This is a genomic window from Bacillus sp. HSf4 (assembly GCF_029537375.1).
GTDB classification, from domain to species: domain Bacteria; phylum Bacillota; class Bacilli; order Bacillales; family Bacillaceae; genus Bacillus; species Bacillus sonorensis_A.
The window spans coordinates 1,670,816-1,692,584 of record NZ_CP120679.1; the positions used below are offsets into that span (position 1 = coordinate 1,670,816).

Annotated in this window: 26 protein-coding genes; 21 read left to right on the forward strand and 5 right to left on the reverse strand. The window is 45.7% G+C overall.

Going from position 1 to position 21,769, the window contains the following annotated elements; genetic code table 11:
• Positions 1-6 precede the first annotated feature (6 nt).
• Positions 7-921 (reverse strand): COX15/CtaA family protein, encoded by a 915-nt coding sequence (locus P3X63_RS08555; RefSeq protein WP_026586837.1) that lies wholly within the window; start codon positions 919-921, stop codon positions 7-9.
• Between the two features lie 399 nt (positions 922-1,320).
• Here P3X63_RS08555 and cyoE point away from each other — a divergent pair, with 399 nt between their 5' ends.
• The 6 genes from cyoE (at position 1,321) to ctaG (ending at position 7,362) form a co-directional block, all read left to right on the forward strand.
• Positions 1,321-2,247: a heme o synthase gene (cyoE, locus tag P3X63_RS08560; protein ID WP_077736885.1), complete on the forward strand. Its 927-nt coding sequence runs from the start codon at positions 1,321-1,323 to the stop codon at positions 2,245-2,247.
• 276 nt (positions 2,248-2,523) lie between these two features.
• Positions 2,524-3,591, forward strand: a complete 1,068-nt coding sequence (coxB, locus tag P3X63_RS08565; protein ID WP_277692734.1) for a cytochrome c oxidase subunit II — start codon at positions 2,524-2,526, stop codon at positions 3,589-3,591.
• Positions 3,592-3,623: 32 nt separating this feature from the next.
• Positions 3,624-5,492: a cytochrome c oxidase subunit I gene (gene ctaD, locus P3X63_RS08570; protein WP_077736883.1), complete on the forward strand. Its 1,869-nt coding sequence runs from the start codon at positions 3,624-3,626 to the stop codon at positions 5,490-5,492.
• Positions 5,492-6,115, forward strand: coding sequence for a cytochrome c oxidase subunit III (ctaE, locus tag P3X63_RS08575; RefSeq protein ID WP_026586840.1), 624 nt, complete (start codon positions 5,492-5,494; stop codon positions 6,113-6,115). The genes ctaD and ctaE overlap by 1 nt, the downstream gene beginning before the upstream one ends.
• A gap of 1 nt (position 6,116) precedes the next feature.
• Positions 6,117-6,446, forward strand: a complete 330-nt coding sequence (gene ctaF, locus P3X63_RS08580; protein ID WP_026586841.1) for a cytochrome c oxidase subunit IVB — start codon at positions 6,117-6,119, stop codon at positions 6,444-6,446.
• Between the two features lie 22 nt (positions 6,447-6,468).
• The gene (gene ctaG / locus P3X63_RS08585) at positions 6,469-7,362 is read left to right on the forward strand and encodes a cytochrome c oxidase assembly factor CtaG (protein WP_277692735.1); all 894 of its coding nucleotides are present in this window, start codon (positions 6,469-6,471) and stop codon (positions 7,360-7,362) included.
• 53 nt (positions 7,363-7,415) lie between these two features.
• On the opposite strand, the gene P3X63_RS08590 is transcribed toward ctaG, so the two are convergent.
• Positions 7,416-7,775, reverse strand: a complete 360-nt coding sequence (locus tag P3X63_RS08590) for a YugN family protein (protein WP_026586843.1) — start codon at positions 7,773-7,775, stop codon at positions 7,416-7,418.
• A 172-nt stretch (positions 7,776-7,947) separates the two neighbouring features.
• Between P3X63_RS08590 and P3X63_RS08595 the strand changes: the two genes are divergently transcribed.
• From P3X63_RS08595 to coaD, 9 genes are all read left to right on the forward strand, one after another.
• Entirely contained in the window at positions 7,948-8,394 is a 447-nt protein-coding gene (locus tag P3X63_RS08595) for a CBS domain-containing protein (protein WP_026586844.1), read from the forward strand.
• Between the two features lie 146 nt (positions 8,395-8,540).
• Positions 8,541-9,584 (forward strand): CAP domain-containing protein, encoded by a 1,044-nt coding sequence (locus tag P3X63_RS08600; RefSeq protein WP_277692736.1) that lies wholly within the window; start codon positions 8,541-8,543, stop codon positions 9,582-9,584.
• Between the two features lie 290 nt (positions 9,585-9,874).
• Positions 9,875-10,273 carry a YlbD family protein gene (ylbD, locus tag P3X63_RS08605; RefSeq protein ID WP_026586846.1) on the forward strand — a complete coding sequence of 133 codons (399 nt, stop codon included), beginning with the start codon at positions 9,875-9,877 and terminating at the stop codon, positions 10,271-10,273.
• 14 nt (positions 10,274-10,287) lie between these two features.
• Entirely contained in the window at positions 10,288-10,527 is a 240-nt protein-coding gene (locus P3X63_RS08610; RefSeq protein ID WP_026586847.1) for a YlbE-like family protein, read from the forward strand.
• A gap of 296 nt (positions 10,528-10,823) precedes the next feature.
• On the forward strand, positions 10,824-11,273 hold the full coding sequence (gene ricF / locus P3X63_RS08615; protein WP_026586848.1) for a regulatory iron-sulfur-containing complex subunit RicF: 450 nt from the start codon (positions 10,824-10,826) through the stop codon (positions 11,271-11,273).
• 68 nt (positions 11,274-11,341) lie between these two features.
• On the forward strand, positions 11,342-11,614 hold the full coding sequence (locus P3X63_RS08620) for a YlbG family protein (RefSeq protein WP_026586849.1): 273 nt from the start codon (positions 11,342-11,344) through the stop codon (positions 11,612-11,614).
• 109 nt (positions 11,615-11,723) lie between these two features.
• Positions 11,724-11,858 carry a hypothetical protein gene (locus P3X63_RS08625; protein WP_256860424.1) on the forward strand — a complete coding sequence of 45 codons (135 nt, stop codon included), beginning with the start codon at positions 11,724-11,726 and terminating at the stop codon, positions 11,856-11,858.
• Between the two features lie 41 nt (positions 11,859-11,899).
• Entirely contained in the window at positions 11,900-12,466 is a 567-nt protein-coding gene (gene rsmD / locus P3X63_RS08630) for a 16S rRNA (guanine(966)-N(2))-methyltransferase RsmD (protein ID WP_026586850.1), read from the forward strand.
• Positions 12,459-12,944, forward strand: coding sequence for a pantetheine-phosphate adenylyltransferase (gene coaD, locus P3X63_RS08635; RefSeq protein WP_026586851.1), 486 nt, complete (start codon positions 12,459-12,461; stop codon positions 12,942-12,944). The genes rsmD and coaD overlap by 8 nt, the downstream gene beginning before the upstream one ends.
• A gap of 18 nt (positions 12,945-12,962) precedes the next feature.
• Here the strand turns inward: coaD and ylbJ are convergent, their stop codons facing one another.
• Positions 12,963-14,183: a sporulation integral membrane protein YlbJ gene (gene ylbJ, locus P3X63_RS08640; RefSeq protein WP_277692737.1), complete on the reverse strand. Its 1,221-nt coding sequence runs from the start codon at positions 14,181-14,183 to the stop codon at positions 12,963-12,965.
• Positions 14,184-14,421: 238 nt separating this feature from the next.
• On the opposite strand from ylbJ, the gene P3X63_RS08645 reads away from it, so the two are divergent.
• Positions 14,422-15,444 carry a SepM family pheromone-processing serine protease gene (locus P3X63_RS08645; RefSeq protein WP_277692908.1) on the forward strand — a complete coding sequence of 341 codons (1,023 nt, stop codon included), beginning with the start codon at positions 14,422-14,424 and terminating at the stop codon, positions 15,442-15,444.
• 12 nt (positions 15,445-15,456) lie between these two features.
• Here P3X63_RS08645 and P3X63_RS08650 read toward each other — a convergent pair whose 3' ends face one another.
• Positions 15,457-16,704, reverse strand: a complete 1,248-nt coding sequence (locus P3X63_RS08650) for a nucleotidyltransferase (protein WP_277692738.1) — start codon at positions 16,702-16,704, stop codon at positions 15,457-15,459.
• A gap of 216 nt (positions 16,705-16,920) precedes the next feature.
• Here P3X63_RS08650 and P3X63_RS08655 point away from each other — a divergent pair, with 216 nt between their 5' ends.
• The 3 genes from P3X63_RS08655 to gerR all read left to right on the forward strand — a co-directional run bounded on the left by P3X63_RS08655 (position 16,921) and on the right by gerR (position 18,392).
• Positions 16,921-17,436: a YceD family protein gene (locus tag P3X63_RS08655; RefSeq protein WP_026586855.1), complete on the forward strand. Its 516-nt coding sequence runs from the start codon at positions 16,921-16,923 to the stop codon at positions 17,434-17,436.
• A 23-nt stretch (positions 17,437-17,459) separates the two neighbouring features.
• Positions 17,460-17,633: a 50S ribosomal protein L32 gene (gene rpmF, locus P3X63_RS08660; RefSeq protein WP_003181522.1), complete on the forward strand. Its 174-nt coding sequence runs from the start codon at positions 17,460-17,462 to the stop codon at positions 17,631-17,633.
• A 153-nt stretch (positions 17,634-17,786) separates the two neighbouring features.
• Complete coding sequence (gene gerR / locus P3X63_RS08665) at positions 17,787-18,392, forward strand: sporulation-specific transcriptional regulator GerR (RefSeq protein WP_026586856.1); 606 nt, start codon at positions 17,787-17,789, stop codon at positions 18,390-18,392.
• Between the two features lie 38 nt (positions 18,393-18,430).
• Here the strand turns inward: gerR and P3X63_RS08670 are convergent, their stop codons facing one another.
• Positions 18,431-18,910: an N-acetyltransferase gene (locus P3X63_RS08670; RefSeq protein ID WP_026586857.1), complete on the reverse strand. Its 480-nt coding sequence runs from the start codon at positions 18,908-18,910 to the stop codon at positions 18,431-18,433.
• Positions 18,911-19,094: 184 nt separating this feature from the next.
• Here P3X63_RS08670 and P3X63_RS08675 point away from each other — a divergent pair, with 184 nt between their 5' ends.
• Together P3X63_RS08675 and bshC are read left to right on the forward strand one after the other, a co-directional pair.
• Positions 19,095-19,976 carry a 2-dehydropantoate 2-reductase gene (locus tag P3X63_RS08675; RefSeq protein WP_277692739.1) on the forward strand — a complete coding sequence of 294 codons (882 nt, stop codon included), beginning with the start codon at positions 19,095-19,097 and terminating at the stop codon, positions 19,974-19,976.
• Between the two features lie 84 nt (positions 19,977-20,060).
• A complete protein-coding gene (gene bshC, locus P3X63_RS08680) occupies positions 20,061-21,677 on the forward strand; it encodes a bacillithiol biosynthesis cysteine-adding enzyme BshC (protein WP_277692740.1) in 1,617 nt (538 codons plus the stop codon).
• Positions 21,678-21,769: the final 92 nt, after the last annotated feature.

Consider the following 21,769-nt stretch of genomic DNA (forward strand, 5'->3'; position numbering starts at 1 on the left):
TAGCGTTTATTTTTGAGTTTTTGCCTGCCGGCGGTAGCGGACAACGAGCAGCAGGAAATAGCATAAAATGCCGAACACACCTGAAATAAAGAATGCGTGTGCAAGCGCAAAACTCAGATCCAACCGGGTCATGACGACCAAAATGCCTGACACCGCCTGAAGTGTGATCAGGATCAGAGATGCGATCCAGCCCCAGAATATCCGCTTCTGATTGTGATAATGTCTGACAGCGTGGATCATGGCGACGACAATCCATGCGAAAAGAAGGAGTGCTGCTGCTCTGTGGCCCATCTGCACCCATTCATGAAAGGTCGACGGAAACCAGCCGTTCGCCGTGCTGCACATCGGAAAGTCAAGGCAGGCAAGGCTCGATGTCGTGTGGCGGACATAGGCTCCTGTATAAACAACGAGATATGTGTATATAATGGTTCCTATCATATGAAACTGCATGGTTTTTCCTATATAAAAAGACTCGGCTTTTTCGCTTTTGTCTGCTTCGAAAATGAGAAATGTCAGAAGCAGAACCGATGCGAAGGAAATGAGCGAAATCCCGAAGTGCAGAGCCATGATTAATGCCGAGGATCCGAATACGACGGCGGCAGCTCCCAACAGCGCCTGAAGAATAAGAAAGACAACCGACATAACCGCGAGAAATTTTGTTTCCTTGACATGGCCGATTTTTCTCCAGGACCAAATGGCGAGAGCGAGCACGAGTATCCCGGATGTTCCGCTGACAAACCTGTGGCTCCATTCGATGATCGATTCCAGATTGAGGGCGGGAAATATGCTTCCGTTGCACAGCGGCCATGACCTGCCGCATCCCATTCCGGATCCCGTCTTCGTGACGAGGGCGCCGCCGATCAGCACGAAGAGCATGGCGATGGTCGTAATAATTCCCAACCCTTTTAATGCTTTATTCATACATTTAATTCTCCTTTTAATACAAACTGACTAATTAAAATAATGATCCATCTTCAAGTTTAAGCGAATTGGTGTTCTTTCTGCAATTCATTATCATGAATGTTCACAAAAATGCAATAGACGGCGTTCACATTTTTCTTGGATTTGAAGTCTTGATTATTCTGGTGTCGTTTGATAGAACTATATTAGAATGAGGATGTTTTTCTGCTCTTGTTCACATTATTTCCTTCATCTGTAATGAAAGTCATAAAAAGTTCACAAATATAAACCGGTTTGTCGATTAATATTTAATAGGCTGTTTTTTTCCAACCGGTAATCTTGTATGATAGAGTTGTAGGTTTTTTATGAATATACCGCTTCTCTTCACGTGATGAAGGTTTGAGTAAGGGGGGTAACATTATGGCTGAATCCAGAATTACAGCTGATACAGCAATGAATGGACAAATAGAAGAAACGACAGCGTGGAAGGATTTCCTCGCCCTTATCAAAGTCGGGATTGTTTACTCAAACCTGATAACAACTTTTACGGGTATGTGGCTCGCTTTTTATTTATCAAACCTGAGCTTTTTAGGAAACCTGGATACCGTGCTGTTTACTTTAGCCGGATCCTCGCTGATTATCGCGGGATCATGCGTCATCAACAACTACTATGACCGCGATATTGACCAGCTCATGCAGCGGACGAAAACAAGGCCGACTGTGACTGGCAAAATCCAGCCTTCCCAGGCGTTATGGTTTGGCATTTTGCTGATTGCACTCGGTTTTATCATGTTGCTTATGACCACATTGACGGCTGCGTTAGTAGGATTTGTCGGTGTTTTTACGTATGTTTTTCTCTATACGATGTGGTCGAAGCGCCGCTATACGATCAATACGATTGTCGGAAGCATTTCGGGAGCCGTTCCTCCTCTGATCGGGTGGACCGCTGTCCAAGGCACGATCGGTGTTGAGGCATGGGTGCTGTTTTTAATCATGTTTATTTGGCAGATTCCCCACTTTCTCGCGCTTGCGATTAAGAAAACGGAGGAATACAGAGCGGCAAACATTCCGATGCTGCCTGTCGTACACGGTTTTGATATCACAAAAAGGCAAATCATCATTTGGATCGCCTGCTTGATGCCGCTGCCGTTTTTCCTGGGCGGACTAGGTTTGCCGATCGTCATTCTGGGAACAGTATTAAATATAGGCTGGCTCGTTTGCGGCCTTATCGGATTTAGAAGCAAGGATGTCATGAAGTGGGCAACACTCATGTTTGTATATTCATTAAATTACTTGACCATCTTCTTCGTGGCCATGGTCGTTTTTACACTTTTTAAAATTGGATAAAGTAAAACTCTATATTCATCACATTGAAGGCTGTCACTTAACACTTCAAGCAGACAACAATCATGTAAAAGCCGCCTTATCGATTTTTCGATTATGTTATATGGGCGGCTTTACGTTCATACATAGATGGTATTTTGAGTAAAAAAACTCATTATTTAAGAAAAGAGGAAATGTAAGTGCTTTATTTTAAGTGTAGAGTCAGATGGATGAATGAGTGTCCTATAAAAGCTTAAGCAGGAAGTTCCAAAAGGATTGATTGAAAAGGGGTTGGGTTGAATGTTTAAAAAGTGGCGTCTGATTTCGCTGTTTGCTGTTTTGGCGCTCGTTTTAACAGGGTGTGGAGAACCGTTTTTATCTACGCTGACGCCCGCTGGGGAAGTGGCGGATAAGCAATATGACCTGATGGTTCTCAGCACGCTGATCATGGTGGTTGTCGTTGTCGTGGTAAGCTTCATCTTCGTGTTTGTCATCGTCAAATACAGAAGGTCTCGTCTAGGTGAAGACCACATTCCGAAACAGGTTGAAGGAAACCGAAATTTAGAAATTTTATGGACTGTTATTCCGATTCTTCTTCTTCTCATCCTTGTCGTACCTGTTGTCGCGCAAACATTTGATTTAGCTGATACGAAGCCGATGGATAAGAAAAACAGAGACCCGGAAAAAGCGCTGGTCGTCAATGTCCGGGCAAACCTGTACTGGTGGGAATTTGAGTATCCGGACTACGGTGTTGTGACAAGCCAGGAGCTGGTTGTGCCGACAGATGAACGGGTTTATTTCAAACTGAAGGCTTCCGATGTCAAGCATTCATTCTGGGTTCCTGCCGTTGGCGGAAAAGTTGATACGAATACTGAAAATGAAAACGAATTTTATTTAACGTTCGATTCAGAGCGGGCCAAAAAGGCGGGGGAATATTTTTACGGCAAGTGCGCCGAGCTTTGCGGACCTTCACACGCTTTGATGGACTTTAAGGTTAAAGCGGTTTCGAAGGATGATTTCAAAAAGTGGATGAGCAAAATGGAAAACTATGATGCAAAGCCGACAACAGACCTTGCTATCGAAGGTGAAAAGGTTTTCAAACAGAAAAACTGCCTGAGCTGTCATGCGACAGATACGAAAGACCAAAGGGCTGAAGCGGCTAGAACCGCACCGAATCTCGCGACCTTTGGAGAAAGGTCCAAAATAGCCGGTGTCAAGGAGTTTAACGATGAAAACCTGAGAGCATGGCTCAAGGACCCTGAAAGCATCAAGCCGGGCAACAAAATGACCGGAACATACCCTGATTTAAACGACAGGGAACTCGATGCACTGACTGAATACTTGAAGGGGTTAAAAACCGAAGACTAACGCTTCAAAGGGAGAATGAGGGAGGTTACATTGTGAGTACGCTTAAACAAAAGCAAGGTTTTGGGGCTGTATTATGGGATTACTTAACAACTGTCGATCATAAAAAGATTGCCATACTTTATTTAGTTGCCGGCGGGTTTTTCTTTATCCTCGGAGGCATTGAAGCGATGCTGATCCGGATTCAGCTGATGTTCCCGCAGAACGATATCGTAAGCGCCGGCGTCTATAATGAGATTATGACAATGCACGGCACAACGATGATTTTCCTGGCGGCCATGCCGCTTCTGTTTGCCTTGATGAACGCCGTTGTTCCGCTGCAGATCGGAGCGCGTGATGTCGCATTTCCATTCTTGAATTCACTTGGGTTCTGGCTGTTCTTTTTCGGCGGCATTTTCCTGAACTTAAGCTGGTTTCTGGGAGGGGCGCCCGATGCCGGCTGGACGTCTTATGCTTCGCTTTCTCTTAATTCGGAAGGGCACGGGATCGACTTCTTTGTGCTCGGTCTGCAAATATCGGGGATCGGTACACTGATTGCGGGGATCAACTTTTTGGCGACGATCATTAACATGAGGGCGCCGGGAATGACCTATATGAGACTGCCGCTTTTCACATGGACGACGTTTGTGGCTTCCGCACTCATTCTGTTCGCTTTTCCTCCTTTAACGGTCGGAATTGCGCTATTGATGTTTGACAGATTGTTCGGCACAAGCTTTTTTAATCCTGAATTAGGCGGTAATACGATCATTTGGGAACATCTGTTTTGGATTTTCGGTCATCCTGAAGTTTATATTCTCATTTTGCCGTCGTTCGGAATCTTTTCAGAGATCATACCGGTTTTCTCCAGAAAAAGGCTGTTTGGCTATTCATCTATGGTTTTTGCGACCGTGCTGATCGGCTTTTTAGGCTTCATGGTATGGGCTCACCACATGTTTACGACAGGCCTCGGACCTGTGGCAAACGCGATATTTGCAGTGGCAACGATGGCCATCGCCGTTCCGACGGGGATCAAAGTCTTCAACTGGCTTTTGACGGCCTGGGGCGGAAGCATTAAGTTCACGACACCGATGCTTTATGCGGTATCGTTTATTCCGTCTTTTGTCATGGGCGGGGTGACAGGGGTTATGCTGGCCGCTGCACCTGCCGACTATCAATTCCATGATACGTACTTTGTCGTTGCCCATTTCCATTACGTCATCATTGGCGGTGTCGTTTTGGCCCTGTTGGCAGGCGCCCATTACTGGTGGCCGAAAATGTTCGGCAAAATGCTCAGCGAATCTTTAGGGAAAATCACTTTTGTGCTCTTTTTCATCGGCTTCCACCTGACATTCTTCATCCAGCATTGGCTTGGATTGTGGGGGATGCCGAGACGCGTATTCACGTACTTGCCGAATCAGGGCCTTGACGCGGCGAACCTGGTCAGCTCAATTGGGGCATTGTTTATGGCGGCCGCTGTCATTATACTGGTGTTCAATATCATAGTGACGGCAGCCAAAGGGAAGAAAGTCGGAAGCGACCCTTGGGGAGACGGAAGAACGCTCGAATGGGCCGTTTCATCTCCGCCTCCGGAATACAACTTTAAGCAGCTGCCGCTTGTCAGGGGTCTTGATGCTTTATGGATTGAGAAAAGAGCCGGCAAGCAAACGATGACGGCTGCCGAGCCTCTTCAGGATGTTCATATGCCGAACGGCTCGATTCTTCCTCTCATTATGTCCTTTGGGCTGTTTGTTTCGGCGTTTGGCTTTATGTATCGGACGGAGTTTGCCTGGGGGCTGCCTGTCATCCTGATCGGGCTGGGAATCACATTCCTGTCGATGCTCCTGAGATCTGTGATTGATGATCACGGATACCATATTCATAAAGAAGATCTGATGGATGACGATGACAAAGGGGTGAAGGCATAATGCATACAGAAGAGAAATTAACGGCTGAAACCTTCCCGGCTTCTCCTGAAAAAGCAACTTTAGAAGGAAAAAATAAGTTTATCGGATTTTGGCTATTTCTCGGAGGAGAGACCGTACTGTTCGCGTCTCTCTTCGCGACTTATCTCGCGCTAAAAGGGTCAAATGCAGGCGGGCCGAAAACGAGCGACATGTTCGACATCAGCCTTGTGTTTGCGGCGACGATGCTCCTGCTCACAAGCAGTTTGACGAGCGTTTATGCGATGCATCACATGAAGAACTTCGCTTTTAAAAAGATGCAGATCTGGCTGGGAATTACCGTTTTGCTCGGCGCCGGCTTCCTTGCACTGGAGATTTACGAATTCAACCATTACGTGCACGAATATGACTTTACCATTACAAGCTCCGCTCTCGGATCGGCTTTTTACACGCTCGTCGGTACACACGGAGCACACGTTACCTTCGGGCTTCTCTGGATCATCACATTGATGATCCGCAACATGGGACGCGGCTTGAGCCTGTACAACGCCCCGAAATTTTTTGTTGCGAGTCTTTACTGGCACTTTATCGACGTTGTCTGGGTGTTTATCTTTACCGTTGTATACTTGATGGGGATGGTGGGATAGAATGGTGAATAATGAAAACAGAGGAAACCCCAAAACAGATCTTGCTTACCGCAGAAAGAAAAACGCGGAGGACATGAAATACCAGCTCATTTCTTTTGGTTTGATGATCGGTCTGACCATTGTCGCTTTTTTGACGGTGGCTTCAGATGCCGGCATATGGTTTACGGTTCCGTTCATTTTGCTGCTGGCGATCATTCAGGTTGCGTTTCAGCTCTATTATTTTATGCATATGAGTCAGCGGGGGCATGAAGCGCCTTCTTTATTCCTCTATTCAGGAGTTTTGGTCGCGTTTGTTACCGTTTTGGCCTTTATGACGCTGATCTGGTTGTAATTCAGAAAGGAGGATGCTCACGATGGGCAGCCTTGAGATCTTCGGTTTTCGTGCGCTTTGGAGCCCCTATTTCCTAGGGGCTGTCCTTGTCGTCACGGCTCTTTATTTTTTTCTGGTCACTCGTTTAGGATCTGAAAACGAACGGGCTTCAAGAAAAGAAATCAGTTTGTTTCTGTCCGCCATGGTTCTTGTCTATATGTCAAAAGGCAGTCCGCTTGATTTGCTTGGACATATCATGTTCAGCGCACATATGGCACAGATGGCGATTTTATACTTGGTGGTGCCGCCGCTCATCATCCTTGGGGTGCCGGCATGGTTATGGAAGAAATTCATTTTTCGGCCGGTTGTTAAACCGCTCTTTCGGTTTTTGACAAAGCCTTTGATTGCCATTATCGTGTTTAACGGCTTATTTTCGATGTATCATGTTCCGCTTGTGTTTGATTTTATTAAGACAGATACTGTTTACCATGCGGCGGTAACGGTTTTGCTTTTTATTGCCGGGTTTTTCATGTGGTGGCCGCTGATTCATCGGATCGAGGGGCTTCCGCAAATGAACGGACTTTTGAAAATGGGTTACATTATGGCTGACGGAATATTGCTCACACCTGCCTGTGCTTTGATTATGTTCAGCGGTACGCCTCTGTATGCGACATACTCTGATCCATCCGCTTGGGTGGAAGCGATGAAATTGTGTGTACCTCTTGATATGCTGAGCGGCATGTCTCTCACAGGTCCGGAAATGTTCAGCAGCATGCCGGTTTTGGAAGATCAGCAGCTCGGAGCAATCGTGATGAAAATTATCCAGGAAATTGTGTATGGAACATTTTTGGCGATCGTCTTCTTCAGCTGGGCTAAAAAGGAAAGGGCAAAGGATGAAGAAGAATTGGAAGATTACTCTCCATCAACGGTCCATTGAGATGAAAAAGGGTACAGCCCCTAACCGGCTGTACCCTTTTTATGTAAGGCTTGTTACACTTCGAGCGCGGAAACTTTTTCCTTGACGGCTTTTAAAACAGAGCGGCTTGTTTGAAGCAGCTGCTTTGGAAAATGCTCATTTTCTCCGTATTCAACCCCATGCGGATAATAATATTTTCCTAAAAGCGGCGTCATCAGCTTAATCACTGCGCGTTTTGCGCCGACATCGCCTTCAATCGCATATCCGAAAACCCGCAGATAATATCTTCCTTCCACCATGTCAAATTTGCGGTCATAGGTCACCCGTTCATAATCCCATTGGCCGGCCCTGACAAACCCCTCATTTTCCATGATATCGTCCAGTCGATTAAGATCAGCAGTCAGCCCTTCAATACCGGATTCTTCAAATTTCATCCCTTAAAGCCCCCTTTTTAAAAAATTACCTTTACTGACAATCATAGTATGAAAGGGTTAAACTTTCAATCCTGGCAGGAGCGATATATAAATATTTTTGTGAAAAGTATGAATCGCGCATGGCTTGACGACAATATGAACAAAGTCTAAAGACAAGAGGGAGGTCTTTTTGTTGACGCGTGTGAAAGACATCATGACAAAGGACATTTTATATTGTACCGTTCTCGACAATGTATATGAGGCAGCCGTGAAAATGAAAGACGGAAATGTCGGAGCGATTCCGGTCGTGCTTGACGAACATCTTGAACTCGTCGGGATCGTAACAGACAGGGATTTGGTATTGCGCGGAATAGCCGCAAAAAAACCGAATTCACAAAAGGTGACAAATGTGATGACAACAGAGCTTATCACATTAAGTGAAGATGATACAATTGAAAAAGCAGTCGACCTCATGGGAGATTATCAGATCAGAAGGATTCCGGTCACAAACGGAAAAACGCTGGCGGGCATCATCACCCTCGGAGATGTCTCAACTTATGAAAAATCGAATCGTCAGGCAGGGGACGCGCTGACGTTTATTTCGGAAAATGAAGAGAGGTCCGGAGATTTTCTTCATTAAAAACATATTTGATTCCACATGGTAATAGTCTGTAATATCATTGAAAATTCGCGTCAGTTCTGTTTAAATGACACTAAAGACCATTTGGACGGAACCGACCGGATCCTTTTTATGGATAGACAGACCGATTAGCCGGAGGTGAAAATTTGAAAAATGTATTGAGAGTTTTTGTGATTCTTCTAATCGTCGCAGCTTCATACGCCCTTTTCATTCAATACGGATCAAATCCCGAGAAGATCGTCAAAGAAGACAAGCCACAGGTTTCCAGCAATGATGCGAAAAAGGAGAAATCGTTAAACATTCCTTCGTCTGGTTTGCTGTCATTTATCGGAAAATCATCCGAAACGATTGAAAAGAAATTGGGAAAGCCCGACAGAGTGGACCCTTCAGCATATGATTATGATTGGTGGGTCTATAATCAAGGGAAAAAGCAGTATGTGCAAATCGGCATTCAGAATCATAAGGCTGTGACGCTTTTTGCGACAGGCGACGGAATCAATGTATCGCCATTTAAAATTGGTCAGCCGTCAAGAGACGTCTTTAAAACGACCCAGATTGCACCTTATGTCAATGTCAAATACGACGGCAATTCATACCGGTTTGAGTTTTCCGAAGAGGATATGAACACGAGGCCGACCGTGAAAGCGGGCAACCGTTATGTTCAGCTTTATATGGACAAATTTGACGGCACTTTGTCGAGCGTCAGGGCATTTGACGCAGCGACATTGATTAAACAAAGGCCGTATGAGGTCGTATACAGAGGAGCGCTGATTGAGCCGAAAACCCTCACTGAAGCGGATTGGAAGAAAATTGAGAGGGCGAACGAAAGACAGATTTTCGACTTGACCAATGTGATCCGACAAAGGCGCGGCCTCTCCCGGCTGGACTGGGATGAAGCCGTTTCAAAGGTTGCATACGGCCACAGCAGCGATATGAAGGAACATCAATATTTTTCCCATGTGTCAGAAACGGATGGAACATTAAAAGACCGCCTGGAAAAAGGAAAGGTGAACTTTGAACAGGCGGGGGAAAACATCGCGCTCAACTATGTCGACGGGCCTGCTGCCGTAGAAGGCTGGATGAACAGCGAAGGACACAGAAAAGCTCTGCTGAACGCGGAATATACCCATCTCGGTGTCGGGGTGGATGAGAAATATTATACGCAAAACTTTATTAAACAATGGCAATAACCTTGACAAGCCCGGGAGTATCCCGGGCTTGTCTTATTTGCAATGGAGCGCAACGGCCCTGATTAACAGTTAGGCATGTTTACCGAGGGTGATGGAGTTAAAAATGAAATCAAGACGGTTCCGATTGCTGTTTCTGAATGCAGGAAAATGGGAGAAGGCATCCACCGTTCAACATCGCCGCTCTCCAGGGAAGAGATTTATGTTTGAATGACAGAAAAAATTTAGGCGAACAAAATCTGCGCGGAACGGATACATTATAGTAGGCACTTGTTTTCGGAGGGGGTGTAGACTTGGCAAATCAAAACGCGCAATCTTCTATTGAAGAGTTTAAACGGTTTATCAAACGGCATCCTAAGCTGATTTCCGAAGTTCGAAAAGAGCAAAAGAGCTGGCAGGAAGTGTATGAAAACTGGGTTTTGCTAGGGGAAGATGACGACATATGGGAGCCGTACAGAGAACATGAAACATCAACAGAAACACCATCGGGAGACGGCGGCAAAAACGATTTTATTTCGAAAATGGTCAAGGCTGTAAAGAAGATGGACGCTAACCAAATGAATGAGCAGATCAATAAAATGAGCCAGTCTATTTCTTCGCTGCAAAGCTTGCTCAACCAGTTTTCGGCCGGAAGTGGAAAACAGGAAAACCATGGTGGCGGCGAGCATCCGTTTTCTTTCCGAAAAGATTAGCAAAGGAGATTCGTATGCGCAAAGAAGTACAGGAGTTTGTATTCGCCGATGAGGAGCGCCGCCGGTTTATCCGCGAGCAGCCGATCTGGTACCGCAGGCTTTCGCGGAGACCGAATGATCTGTCTTCCTTTCAGCTGGATATGATGAATTTTTATGAAAAAACGATTCCCCACCGTGTCAACCAGTTTTCAAACGGGATTCAGATGGCTAACATGATGATGCAGATGTTTCAAGCGATGCGCACTCAGGATTAACCGAGCCTGAGTCTTTTTTTGTGATTATAAAAACGTCACGATTCGTAAAAGATAGGGCTGAGGGAGTTGATTCAGATGAAGAAATGCTGGCTGATTTTTTGTTTGTGCATACTGCTGGCGGGCTGCACAACCTATAAACCGAAGCCAAAGGGGAGCTCAGAGTCGGAGCAGATCACTGGACTCGAGCAAGATGAACCCCTCTAAAGCCTTCGGTTGATTTAAAAAAGTATGGCATTGACATATACATTTTGAAAACGGCTGTTTTGTGATACACTAATAGCTGGAGGTGCATGTCAATGTATGCCACGATGGAATCGCTCAGGATTCAAAATGAAGCAGATGTGTTGGCCGGCATGATTCTTCAATCAGAGGCGGCTGAACATTACAGAAAGTGCTACAAGCGTCTCCGGGAAGATGAAGAGGCTGGGCGCATCATCGCTTTGTTTAACAAAATAAAAGAACAATATGAGGATGTACAGCGTTTTGGAAAGTATCATCCTGATTATAAAGAGATTTCAAAAAAAATGAGGGATATTAAACGGAAGCTGGACCTGCATGATACGGTGGCCGAATTTAAAAGAGCCGAAACCGAGCTCCAAAGCATTTTAGATGAGGTCAGCGTGGAGATTGGCCAGGCGGTGTCAAAACATATTAAAGTGCCGACTGGGAACCCTTATTTTGATAATCTTTCATCTTGCGGCGGCGGCTGCGGATCAGGCGGCAGCTGCGGCTGTAAAGTTTCCTGACGAGACCTTGTTAGTCTCGTCTTTTTCATAGAACATAAGGTAATAGAAGCGACAGGCAGGTGATCATTTTGGATATCAGGCGTCAAGGATTGATCGTTTGGCTTCATTCGCTGAAGCAGGCGAAAATGCTCAGGAAATTCGGAAATGTTCATTACGTTTCAAAACGGCTGAAATATGTGGTGGTGTATTGCAATATGGAAGAGGCCGAGAGCATCATGGCCAAGATTCGCTCTTATTCTTTTGTCAAACAGGTGGACCTATCCTATAAGCCGTTTTTGAAAATGGAATTTGAATCCAAGCTGGACAAAGCAAAGGAATATGACTATAAAGCAGGAATCTAACACGGTTCATTTTAAAAAAATCCCCGCAGAAAAAACCCTGCGGGGTCCTTCTATTCCTTAAAGATTTAAGGAGAAGGCAAAGGGAGAGGAGAAACCGGAGGAAGAACTTATGGGGAAACGTAAGTCTTCTCCGCGGTTGGCAACAACATCAATCGATGCTGTTGCTATTATTATCACCATGAGGTCCGGCCGCTATACATATGAATTTGCACTTTGGGTGTTTGTGCCAAAAAACACTTTGTGATAAGATAGTGATGATTTTTTTCAAGAAAAAGTGGTGGAAGTATGAGAGTGATTTCTGGAACGTATAAGGGACGTGTTTTGAAAGCGGTGCCTGGAACGTCAACAAGGCCGACGACTGACAAGGTTAAAGAGTCCATATTTAATATGGTCGGCCCGTATTTTGACGGAGGAAGCGGCCTTGATCTATACGCTGGAAGCGGAGGGTTGGGCATTGAAACGCTGTCCAGGGGTTTTGACCGCTTCATTTTTGTAGACCGGGATTTTAAAGCTGTGCAAACCGTAAAAGGAAACTTGAGAACACTCAGTTTAGAAAAGCGTGCAGAGGTTTACAGAAACGATGCTGAAAGAGCCTTGCATGCATTGGTGAAAAGGGGCATCACCTTTGATGCGGTGTTTTTGGATCCGCCGTATCGGGAACAGAAACTGGAAGCGCTTTTATCGGTGATTGATGAAGCGGATTTGCTGACCGATACAGGGTTTATTGTCACTGAGCATGCGAAGGAAGTCGCACTTCCGGAAGCCGTAGGAAAACTACTGATGACGAGGCAGGAAATATACGGTTTAACAGGTGTAACGATATACAGAAAGAGAGGGAATGGGGATGGCTAACATTGCCGTATGTCCCGGAAGTTTCGACCCGGTGACGTTTGGACATTTGGATATTATCAGGCGCGGGGCGAAAGTGTTTGATCAAGTGTATGTATGCGTTCTGAATAACTCTGCGAAAAAGCCGCTGTTTACGGTGGAAGAGCGCTGTGAGCTGCTGCGTGAAGTCACGCGGGATATCCAGAATGTTCGTGTTGAATCTTTTCAGGGGCTTTTGATTGACTATGCCAAAAGCAAGCAGGCCAATGTCATCCTGCGCGGCTTGCGGGCTGTCTCTGATTTTGAATATGAGATGCAGGGAACCTCGATGAATAAAGTGCTTGACGAGGACATTGAGACATTTTTTATGATGACGAACAATCAATACTCGTTCTTAAGTTCAAGCATTGTCAAAGAGGTGGCAAAATACAAAGGATCTGTTGCAGAGCTCGTTCCGGAAGCGGTCGAATCTGCGCTTGAACAAAAGTTTGCCAAAAAATGAGCGGCCTTATCCGGCTGCTCATTTTTTAGCAGGTGCACACGTTTTTGCGTAAAGAATGACATACAGCAGAAGGGTGCCGATCGTCAGAAGCGGTCCGGCCTCTGCCATGGTGCTTAACATCTGGGCCAAAAAAGATTCCGTTTTCCCGTCCGGAATCAGGAAAAAGACGGGCTCTGCCGGCGTATGGAAGGAAGTATAAAGCGGCTTCCACAAGATCAGCACAAATACAGCTGCATAAATGCCCTGGAGGAAGCGGGCGATAAAAAACGGTTTGAAGCGAATATCCGTTTCTGCGAGAATCCCGGCCACTTGAGCTTGTACGCAAAAACCGCTGAATCCGAGAATGAAGCTGACGATCACGGCTTTTTCAAGCAATGATGCATCCGTCGCGCTGACCAGTTTGCTGCCAAGCGTTATCTCAAACACTCCCGATAATAGAGGTTTGTCAAAAGCAGCCGGGAACTGAAGCGCAGTCAAAATCATTCTTGTGCCTTTGGAAAGAATGTCCGTTATATGAATGACGGAGAGAATGTTATTAAAGACAGAAAAAAGAATGATAAAACCGCCTACCATCAGCAAGGTTTGCACGGAGGAAATGACAGCATCACTCAGCAGCTTGCCGAGCGGCCGTTTTTCTTTAAGCCGGGCTTGGTGAAGCGCTTTGAATGCTTCTTTAATTGAAGGCAGGGGGAGCTTCTTTTTTCTTGCGGTGCGGTTTTCTTCTTTTCTTCCATAGGAGCGCATCGTCAGTCCGACCGCGAAGTTGCCTAAATAGTGCGCTGCTGCAAGAACGACTCCGAGTGCCGGATTATGAAAAAAGCCAACCGCGACTGCTCCAAAAATAAACAGCGGGTTAGATGAATTGGTGAATGAAGCAAGCCGCTCTGCTTCAACCCTGGAAATCTGTCGCTCTTGTCTAAGCCGTGACGTCAGCTTTGCACCGGCCGGATTGCCTGAAGCCATACCCATGGCAAGCACGAATCCCCCGACACCGGGCACGCGGAACACGGGCCGCATGAAAGGCTCCAGAAGCAGCCCGACAAAGCTGACGATTCCAAACCCGATTAAGAGCTCTGATAAAATAAAAAAAGGCAAAAGGGAAGGGAATACGACCTCCCACCACATGGCAAGTCCGCTTTTTGAAGCGTCGAATGATTCCTGCGGGTGGGTAATGACGGCAGCAGTAAACAAAAGCAGCAAAACGGCAATGATGAACGTCTTTACCTTTGACATGTCCATTTCTAACCCCCCTTGCGTTACGGCTGTGAATACACATTGGAAACTGGATCATGATAAAATAAACTGGAGCTTGCCCAAAACTTCTTTATCATTATACGAAGCTTGGTCCTGATTTTAGACCACCATTATGAGAATCAAAACAGGCGGACTCCTAAAAGCCGCAGCGCAGAAAGTATTTGAGTCAGCCGTGAATGTTAAAAAGGCCGGCCGTTAAAAAAAGATGGAGGGTTACATATTGATGCAAAAAAGAAGATTGATCCGTATCGCGTTATTGATCATAATCATTGGGGCGGCCCTTTCGTTTATCAAGCTGCCATATTACATCACTGAGCCGGGCGAGGCGACAGAATTGAAGCCTTTAATTAAAGTCGACGGCGGCTATTCGGAAAAAGGAAGCTTTTCTTTAATGACAGTTAAAGTCGGTCCTGCCAATCCGATTACATACATGTGGGCCAAGATCCGCCCTTACCATGAAGTGCTTCCCGAAGAAAACTTCAAACAACAAGGGGAATCTGATGAGGAGTATATGAAAAGGCAGCTGCAAATGATGAGAGACTCCCAAGAGAATGCGATGATCGCAGCATACAAGCGGGCGGGTAAAGATGTCAGCTATACATTTAACGGCGTCTATGCCATGTATGTCGTCTCAGGCATGCCTGCAGAAGGAAAAATTGAGGTCGGAGACAAAATCAAAGCGGTGGACGGTCAAACATTTCGCTCTGCGGAAAGCCTTGTCCGCTATATCGAATCGAAAAAAGCCGGGGATCAGGTGAAGGTCGCTATTGAAAGGGATCAAAAAGAAAAGACGTATGACTTGAAGCTTAAAACCTTTAAAGAGGATCCGAAGCGGGCCGGACTTGGCGTATCTCTTATCACAGACCGCGATGTCAAAGTCAAGCCCGAGGTCAAACTTGATATTGAAAATATCGGCGGACCTTCGGCCGGGCTGATGATGTCAATGGAAATCTATAATCAGCTGACAAAAAAGGATGAGACAAAAGGGCATCATATCGCGGGAACAGGAACGATTGATGACGAAGGCAAAGTCGGTCCGATCGGGGGGATCAGCCAGAAAGTCGTCGCCGCGGACAAAGCGGGAGCTGACATCTTTTTCGCACCCAATGAAGGCGGGAAAAAAGGATCGAATTATGAAGAAGCGGTCAAAACGGCGAAAGACATCAACACCGACATGAAAATCGTCCCGGTCGACACGATGGATGATGCGATCGAATATTTGGAAAGAAAAGTGAAAAACACCTGATCAAGGTGTTTTTCATTTGCGCAAAAATATACGGCTGTCTTCGTCAAATCTAATCGGTGAAAGCGAATATTCCTGCTCTGTCAGCTTCGTTTGTTCAGGCTCCTTCAGCGGTGCGCTGTACACCCGCCCTGCTCTGATGTCCAATTGAAGGGACGGATGTGTGAAAGATCCGATCTTGGTGATCAGCGGGACACACAAGCTTTTTTTCTGAGACGCAAGGTATGCCTGGCCTTTTTTGGTCATGCCGAGCAGCCTGATATAAGCGGGCCGGTTTTCGGCAAGGATGCTGTGAACAGCAGATTTTTTCGCTTTCATTAAAATATGTGTGTTCATGCGCTGCAGCCTTGTCCATGTATAGCGTTTCGTCTTTAAAAGCTCCATATATTCCATAAAAGAGCCCGCTTTGCGAATGGCTTTTTTCACCCGGTGTTCAAGACCTTCTTCAACCTCATACACCCCGGCCAATTCTTCTGTATCCATCGTATACAGACTGTATTTCAAAAAAGGGAAATAATCTTCAGGCGAATGCCAGAGCCCGAAAGTCCGCAGATATTCATTCAGCTCATCTTTTGATGCTTCAGGCAGATAGAAGCTGCTTTCGGCAAGGCTCCCGTTTTCAAGCATTGATTTGCGGATGCTTGTCGCGCTGGCGATTTGGCTTTTTTCAGGAAGAATGGAATCGTGATAGCCGGAGGAGCGCCGTTTGACAGTCTCAGGCTTCATTTGAAAATGCTTCTCTAAGATCGTTTTGACATAGTGGAACCCGAGAATGTTGTTCGGTTTGGAAAGGTCAAGTGTCGGCCTGTTTTCCGCCACAGTTTGAAAAGCCTTTGCCATTGCTGCCGGGTAGCTTAGTCCAACCGCAATATGCTTTTTTACCTCCCCGTCAAGCGCATCTCCATGCTCGGCGGTGAATCGCACGGTTTGGATGAACGCGTCAATATCGCCGTGTTCACTTCCGAAAAACAATGAGCGGCACCCTAATTCATTCAAGATGGAGACAGCTCCTGCCGCAAACGTTTCCGCCTTTTGGACGGCGAATGCGTACGGCAATTCAACGACAATGTCAGCATGGGACATGAGCGCCATTTTTGTCCTGGCCCATTTGGAAACGATGGCGGGTTCGCCGCGCTGCAAAAAAGAGCCGCTCATGACGGCGACCGCCACATCGCTTCCCGTTTGTGCCTTTGCCTCTTTTATATGAAATAAGTGTCCGTTATGAAATGGATTGTATTCAACAACAAGACCGACCGCTTTCATCTTTTCACCTCTCTTGCATCTCTAGAAATAGATGTGATACATTTACACATATGTGTTTAGGACGCCTGTTTTGGCAGCGTTTTTTTAAGTGTATGAATTGTTGCGGGCGATGTCAACGAACGAAAGACGCGGGCGTGTGATCTGTAAAGAAAAAATATTGACAAAAAACATGATGAAAGCTATAATCATGTTTGTTGCTCTCTTAGAGGTGATACAATGAAATGGACGATACATCAGCTGAATCAAATGCCGAAGAAAGACTTTGAATTTGATGAAACAGTTGATTTAAGCGAACTCTCTCAAAACTCGGATATACGCCGGATTTCGCCGGTTCGGGTGAAAGGAAAAGCGGAAATCCGCTCAAAGCAGGCTGCATTTGATTTCACGATTTCGGGCGAGATGATCTTGCCTTGTTCCAGAACGCTTGTTGATGTTCGTTATCCATTCAGTATTTCAACAAAAGAACTGTTTATATTTCATAAGACCGATGAGATGGAAGATGAAGACGTTCATATTGTGGAAGACGATCTCATCGACTTGACGCCGGTCGTGAAAGAGGAAATCCTTCTTGAGATCCCTATGCAAATCTTTTGTGAAACTGTACAAAATGAAGAAGGTGCTCCCCAAGAAGGCAAGGATTGGCAGGTCATTACAGAAGATGACCGGAAAAATCGGATCGATCCGAGACTTGCCGGACTTGAGAAGCTCTTAAAACAAGAAGATGAATCTTAACGCTCTTTAAGGAGGTGGGAATAATGGCTGTACCTTTTAGAAGAACTTCTAAAACGAAAAAAAGACTTCGTCGTACACATTTTAAATTGCAAGTGCCTGGTATGGTAGAATGCCCAAACTGCGGTGAGATGAAACTTTCACACCGCGTCTGCAAAGCATGTGGATCATACAAAGGAAAAGACGTAAAAAGCAACTAATTCGTCAAGATGAAAACACAAGACTTCAGGTCTTGTGTTTTTTTATATGCAAATCGCCCCCATCCTTTTATTTCCTGAAAAGAAAATAGTCTATCTACTCTATCAGCCGCATATGTATGAGGTAAATTCATAAAGTCATGGAGGGGGATATCTTTGACAATCACAAGACAGGATGCATGGACAAAAGATGAAGATATATTGCTGGCTGAGGTTGTATTGAGGCATATTCGGGAAGGGGGCACACAGCTTTCGGCGTTTGAAGAAGTCGGCAAAGCGCTGAGCCGGACAGCGGCCGCCTGCGGCTTCCGCTGGAATTCCTTTGTCAGGAAGCAATATCAATCAGGAATTGAACTGGCAAAAAAACAGCGCAAAGAGCTCCGCAAGAAAATCGGCATCCATTCCGCCAATCTGCCGAACTCCGTCAAAACCATATCTGGAGACAAAACGGAAAACATGACAATTGAGGATGTCATCAGCTTTTTAGAAAAACTGAAGGAAGCCCCGGCTCAGAAAGAATTCGCCGAAGAGAAAAAACGGCTCGTTGAAGAAGTCAATGAATTAAAGCAGGAGGTTGAAAAGCTCAGGAGCGAAAACGAATCGCTGAAGAAACAGCTGGAATTGACTGAGGATGATTATAAAGCGTTGATTGAAATCATGGAGCGGGCCAGAAAAATGGTCGTCCTTCAGGAAGATGAGAGAAATAAAAAGGTGAAGTTTCAAATGGAACCGAACGGAAATCTTGAACGGATGGAGGAATAGAGAACCGGCCACTATGCTTTTCGGCCGGTTTTTTTGTTTTAAGCTGATTCTGAGCTTTGATTTGCTTCGCTGTTTGGATGCCAAACGAGCGGGTTTTCCCCTTTGTCGCGGGCCATATCGTATTTTACCGGTTTAAAGCCCATTTTGCTCCAGAAATCAGATGATTTTACACGCGGACTTGTGCGAATCGGCAGTCCGTATGATTTGGCGAATTCCACCAGCATCGTCCCGTATCCGTTTCGCTGGTATCCGGGCAGAACTTCAAGCTTCCAAAGCTCCAGGTAGTCTTCACCTTCCTCAAAGTATTGGTTGGAATTTCCATCTACTTGATACAGGCTCATTCTCGCCACGAGCCGATCCCCGTAATAGATGCCGTAAAACGGTGAATTGCTGTCGTTTTCAATCATGTTGCTTTCAAGGTCTTCCAGCATGGACAGCTCTTGAAGGCCGTATTCCCTGAACTTTTTAAATTCCTCAAGCGTTTTATAGTTGATCAGCAAACGTTCCACTTTGACCATCATGTTACCCCCTTGTTAGTGATCTACTTATATTGTAAACGCTTTTTTACAAAAATCCAAATGATACAAATTTTCTAATATCACGACAGGAAATGGTTATCTGAAAATTTGAAACAACTTACGGGTCAATTGTTTAAAATTCTGCTATGATATACAGTATATGAAAAAAGCCGGGGTGTGAGAATTGAGAATCGGAGTTGTTGGTGGAGGTTCAATCGGCCTTCTTTTTGCATACTACTTTTCCTTCCGCCATCAGGTGACGGTGATCACAAGACGGAGGGAACAGGCTGAAGCTATTCAGGAAAAGGGAATCCGCCTAGTGGAAGACGGAAACGAACAGACCGCCGAAGTCATGGGCAAGGCGGAGCTCGGTTCGGGCTATGACCTTCTTTTCGTGGCTGTAAAAGAGCATCAGCTGGCTGCTGTTTTGCCTGAGTTGGAAAAAGCGGCCCCGCTTGATATCGTGTTTCTGCAAAATGGAATGGCCCACATTCCAGTGCTAGAAAATTGGCGTACGACCCACCGGATTTATGTCGGTGCTGTTGAACACGGAGCCGTCAGGGTGGATGACCGTTCATTTCGGCACACGGGGAAAGGAGCTGTGAAATGGAGCGCATTCCGTTCCTTTTCGGCCGACCGGCTGAAAAAAGAGCTGGCGTCCGTTCATGAAGCTTTTCCTTTCACTTGGTGTGATGACTGGCATCAAATGCTTGCCGGAAAATTGATTGTCAACGCCTGCATCAATCCGCTGACAGCTCTTTTGCGGGTGAAAAACGGCAGGTTGATAGAGGCGCCGATGTACTTGTCATTTATGAAACTTGTGTTTGAGGAGGCAAGCCGGATTTTGGCGATTGACGACCCGGAGACGGCTTGGGAAAATGTTCTTTCAGTCTGCCGGAAGACAGGAATGAACACCTCTTCGATGCTCGCGGATGTCCTTAACAGAAGGCGGACGGAAGCGGATGCCATTATGGGCTATTTGCTGAAACGGGCGAAAGAAACCGGACGCGACGCCCCTCACCTCACCTTTTTATATGACAGCATAAAGGCTGCGGAAGAGGGATGAAGCTAAATCTTTTGACCGAAGCGCTGAACATGCTATACTCGTTTCGGAAAGCTAACTATTTATTGGAGAAAGGAAGTTCGAAAGATGCAGCTTACTGAACTTTCCATACAAAGTCAAAATCCTTTTGTACGAGACTATATAAATGGAAACAACGTGATCGGGCCGTTTTTTGATTACGGCTTAACGAAAGAGGATTGGAAAGTCCGTCTGAATGACCTTTCATCCCGGACTTATAACCGCGCCGCTCTGGTCGATTATCTGCTCGATTACCATCGCAAATTTCAATCGGAAAACATGAACAAAGCGATTGAGCGCCTTCGTGATCCCGAAAGCGTCGTCATTGTCGGCGGACAGCAGGCCGGTCTTTTGACAGGACCGCTTTATACCATACATAAAATCATTTCGATCCTTGTTTTAGCAAAGCAAAAAGAACAAGAACTGAACGTTCCGGTCATCCCGGTGTTTTGGGTCGCGGGAGAAGACCATGATTTGGAAGAGATCAATCATTTATTTATATCGGACAGCGGACATGTTAAAAAATATAAGCTGGCCCAGCCCCACTGGAAAAAAAGCCAGGCTGCCAACACCCCGCTTGACACAGACAAAACCGAAACATGGCTGAACGGGATTTTCGCATCTTTTGAAGAGACGGAATACACGAATGGGCTTCTCACTCATTTAAGGCGATGTTTACGGCAATCATCCTCCTTTACTGAGTTTTTTGAATACATTGTCGCCGATATGTTTGAAAAAGAAGGCTTGGTTATGCTGAATTCCGGAGATCCGGGAATCAGAGCCCTTGAAGCCGGGTTTTTTCAGCAGTTGGTCAAAAACAATGATCAGCTCGCTGAGTCAGTCAAACGGCAGCAGGCGCTCATGACGGAAATGGGCTATTCGCCGATCATTGAAGGAGCGGCACAGCACGCCAATCTTTTTTACGAACATGAGGAAGAGCGGTTTTTGATCGAAAAAAAGGACGATGTATTTTTCATAAAAGAACTTGACCTTGAATGGACGCCGTCCGAGCTTGTCGATTTGATCGACAAAACGCCGGAAGCCTTTAGCAATAATGTCGTGACAAGGCCGCTGATGCAGGAATTCCTTCTGCCGACATTGGCCTTTATAGCAGGTCCCGGGGAAATCAATTATTGGGGAGAATTGAAGGGCGCTTTTCAGGTAATGGGTTTTAAAATGCCTCCTGTTGTACCGAGGCTGCAAATCACCTTTCTTGAGCGCCATATTGAAAAAAAGCTGTCTGAACGGGGTATAGAACTCCGGGAATCCCTTGAACAGGGAGCTCTTGCAAGGAAAGACCAGTTTTTTCAAAGCAGAGTGCCAAGCGAATTTACCGCGTCTGTCAAAAGCGCGAAAGACAAAATTGCAGGCATCCATTCTTCAGTGGTGCAAGAAGCGCTGGAAATCGACAGGAGCCTTGAGCCGCTGTTAAAGAAGAATGCCGCCTTTATTCAAGATCAGCTGGGATTCTTGGAGAAAGCGGTGCTGAGAAAGATAGAAGAAAGGGAAAACAACATTCTGCGCGATTTTGACAAAATTCAAACGAGTCTGAGGCCATCAGGCGCTCCGCAGGAGAGAATTTGGAATATCATGTATTATTTGAATAAATACGGTCCGGATTTCTTGGAAAAATACAAAAAACTGCCATATTCATTTCAAAATATGCATCAAGTTGTCAAACTTTGAAATAATTTTTTAAAAAACCCTGAGTAGTTCAGGGTTTTTTTTTGTTCTAAAACAGTGTAAAATGAATATGTGGAGAGAAGTGGTGGATAGTG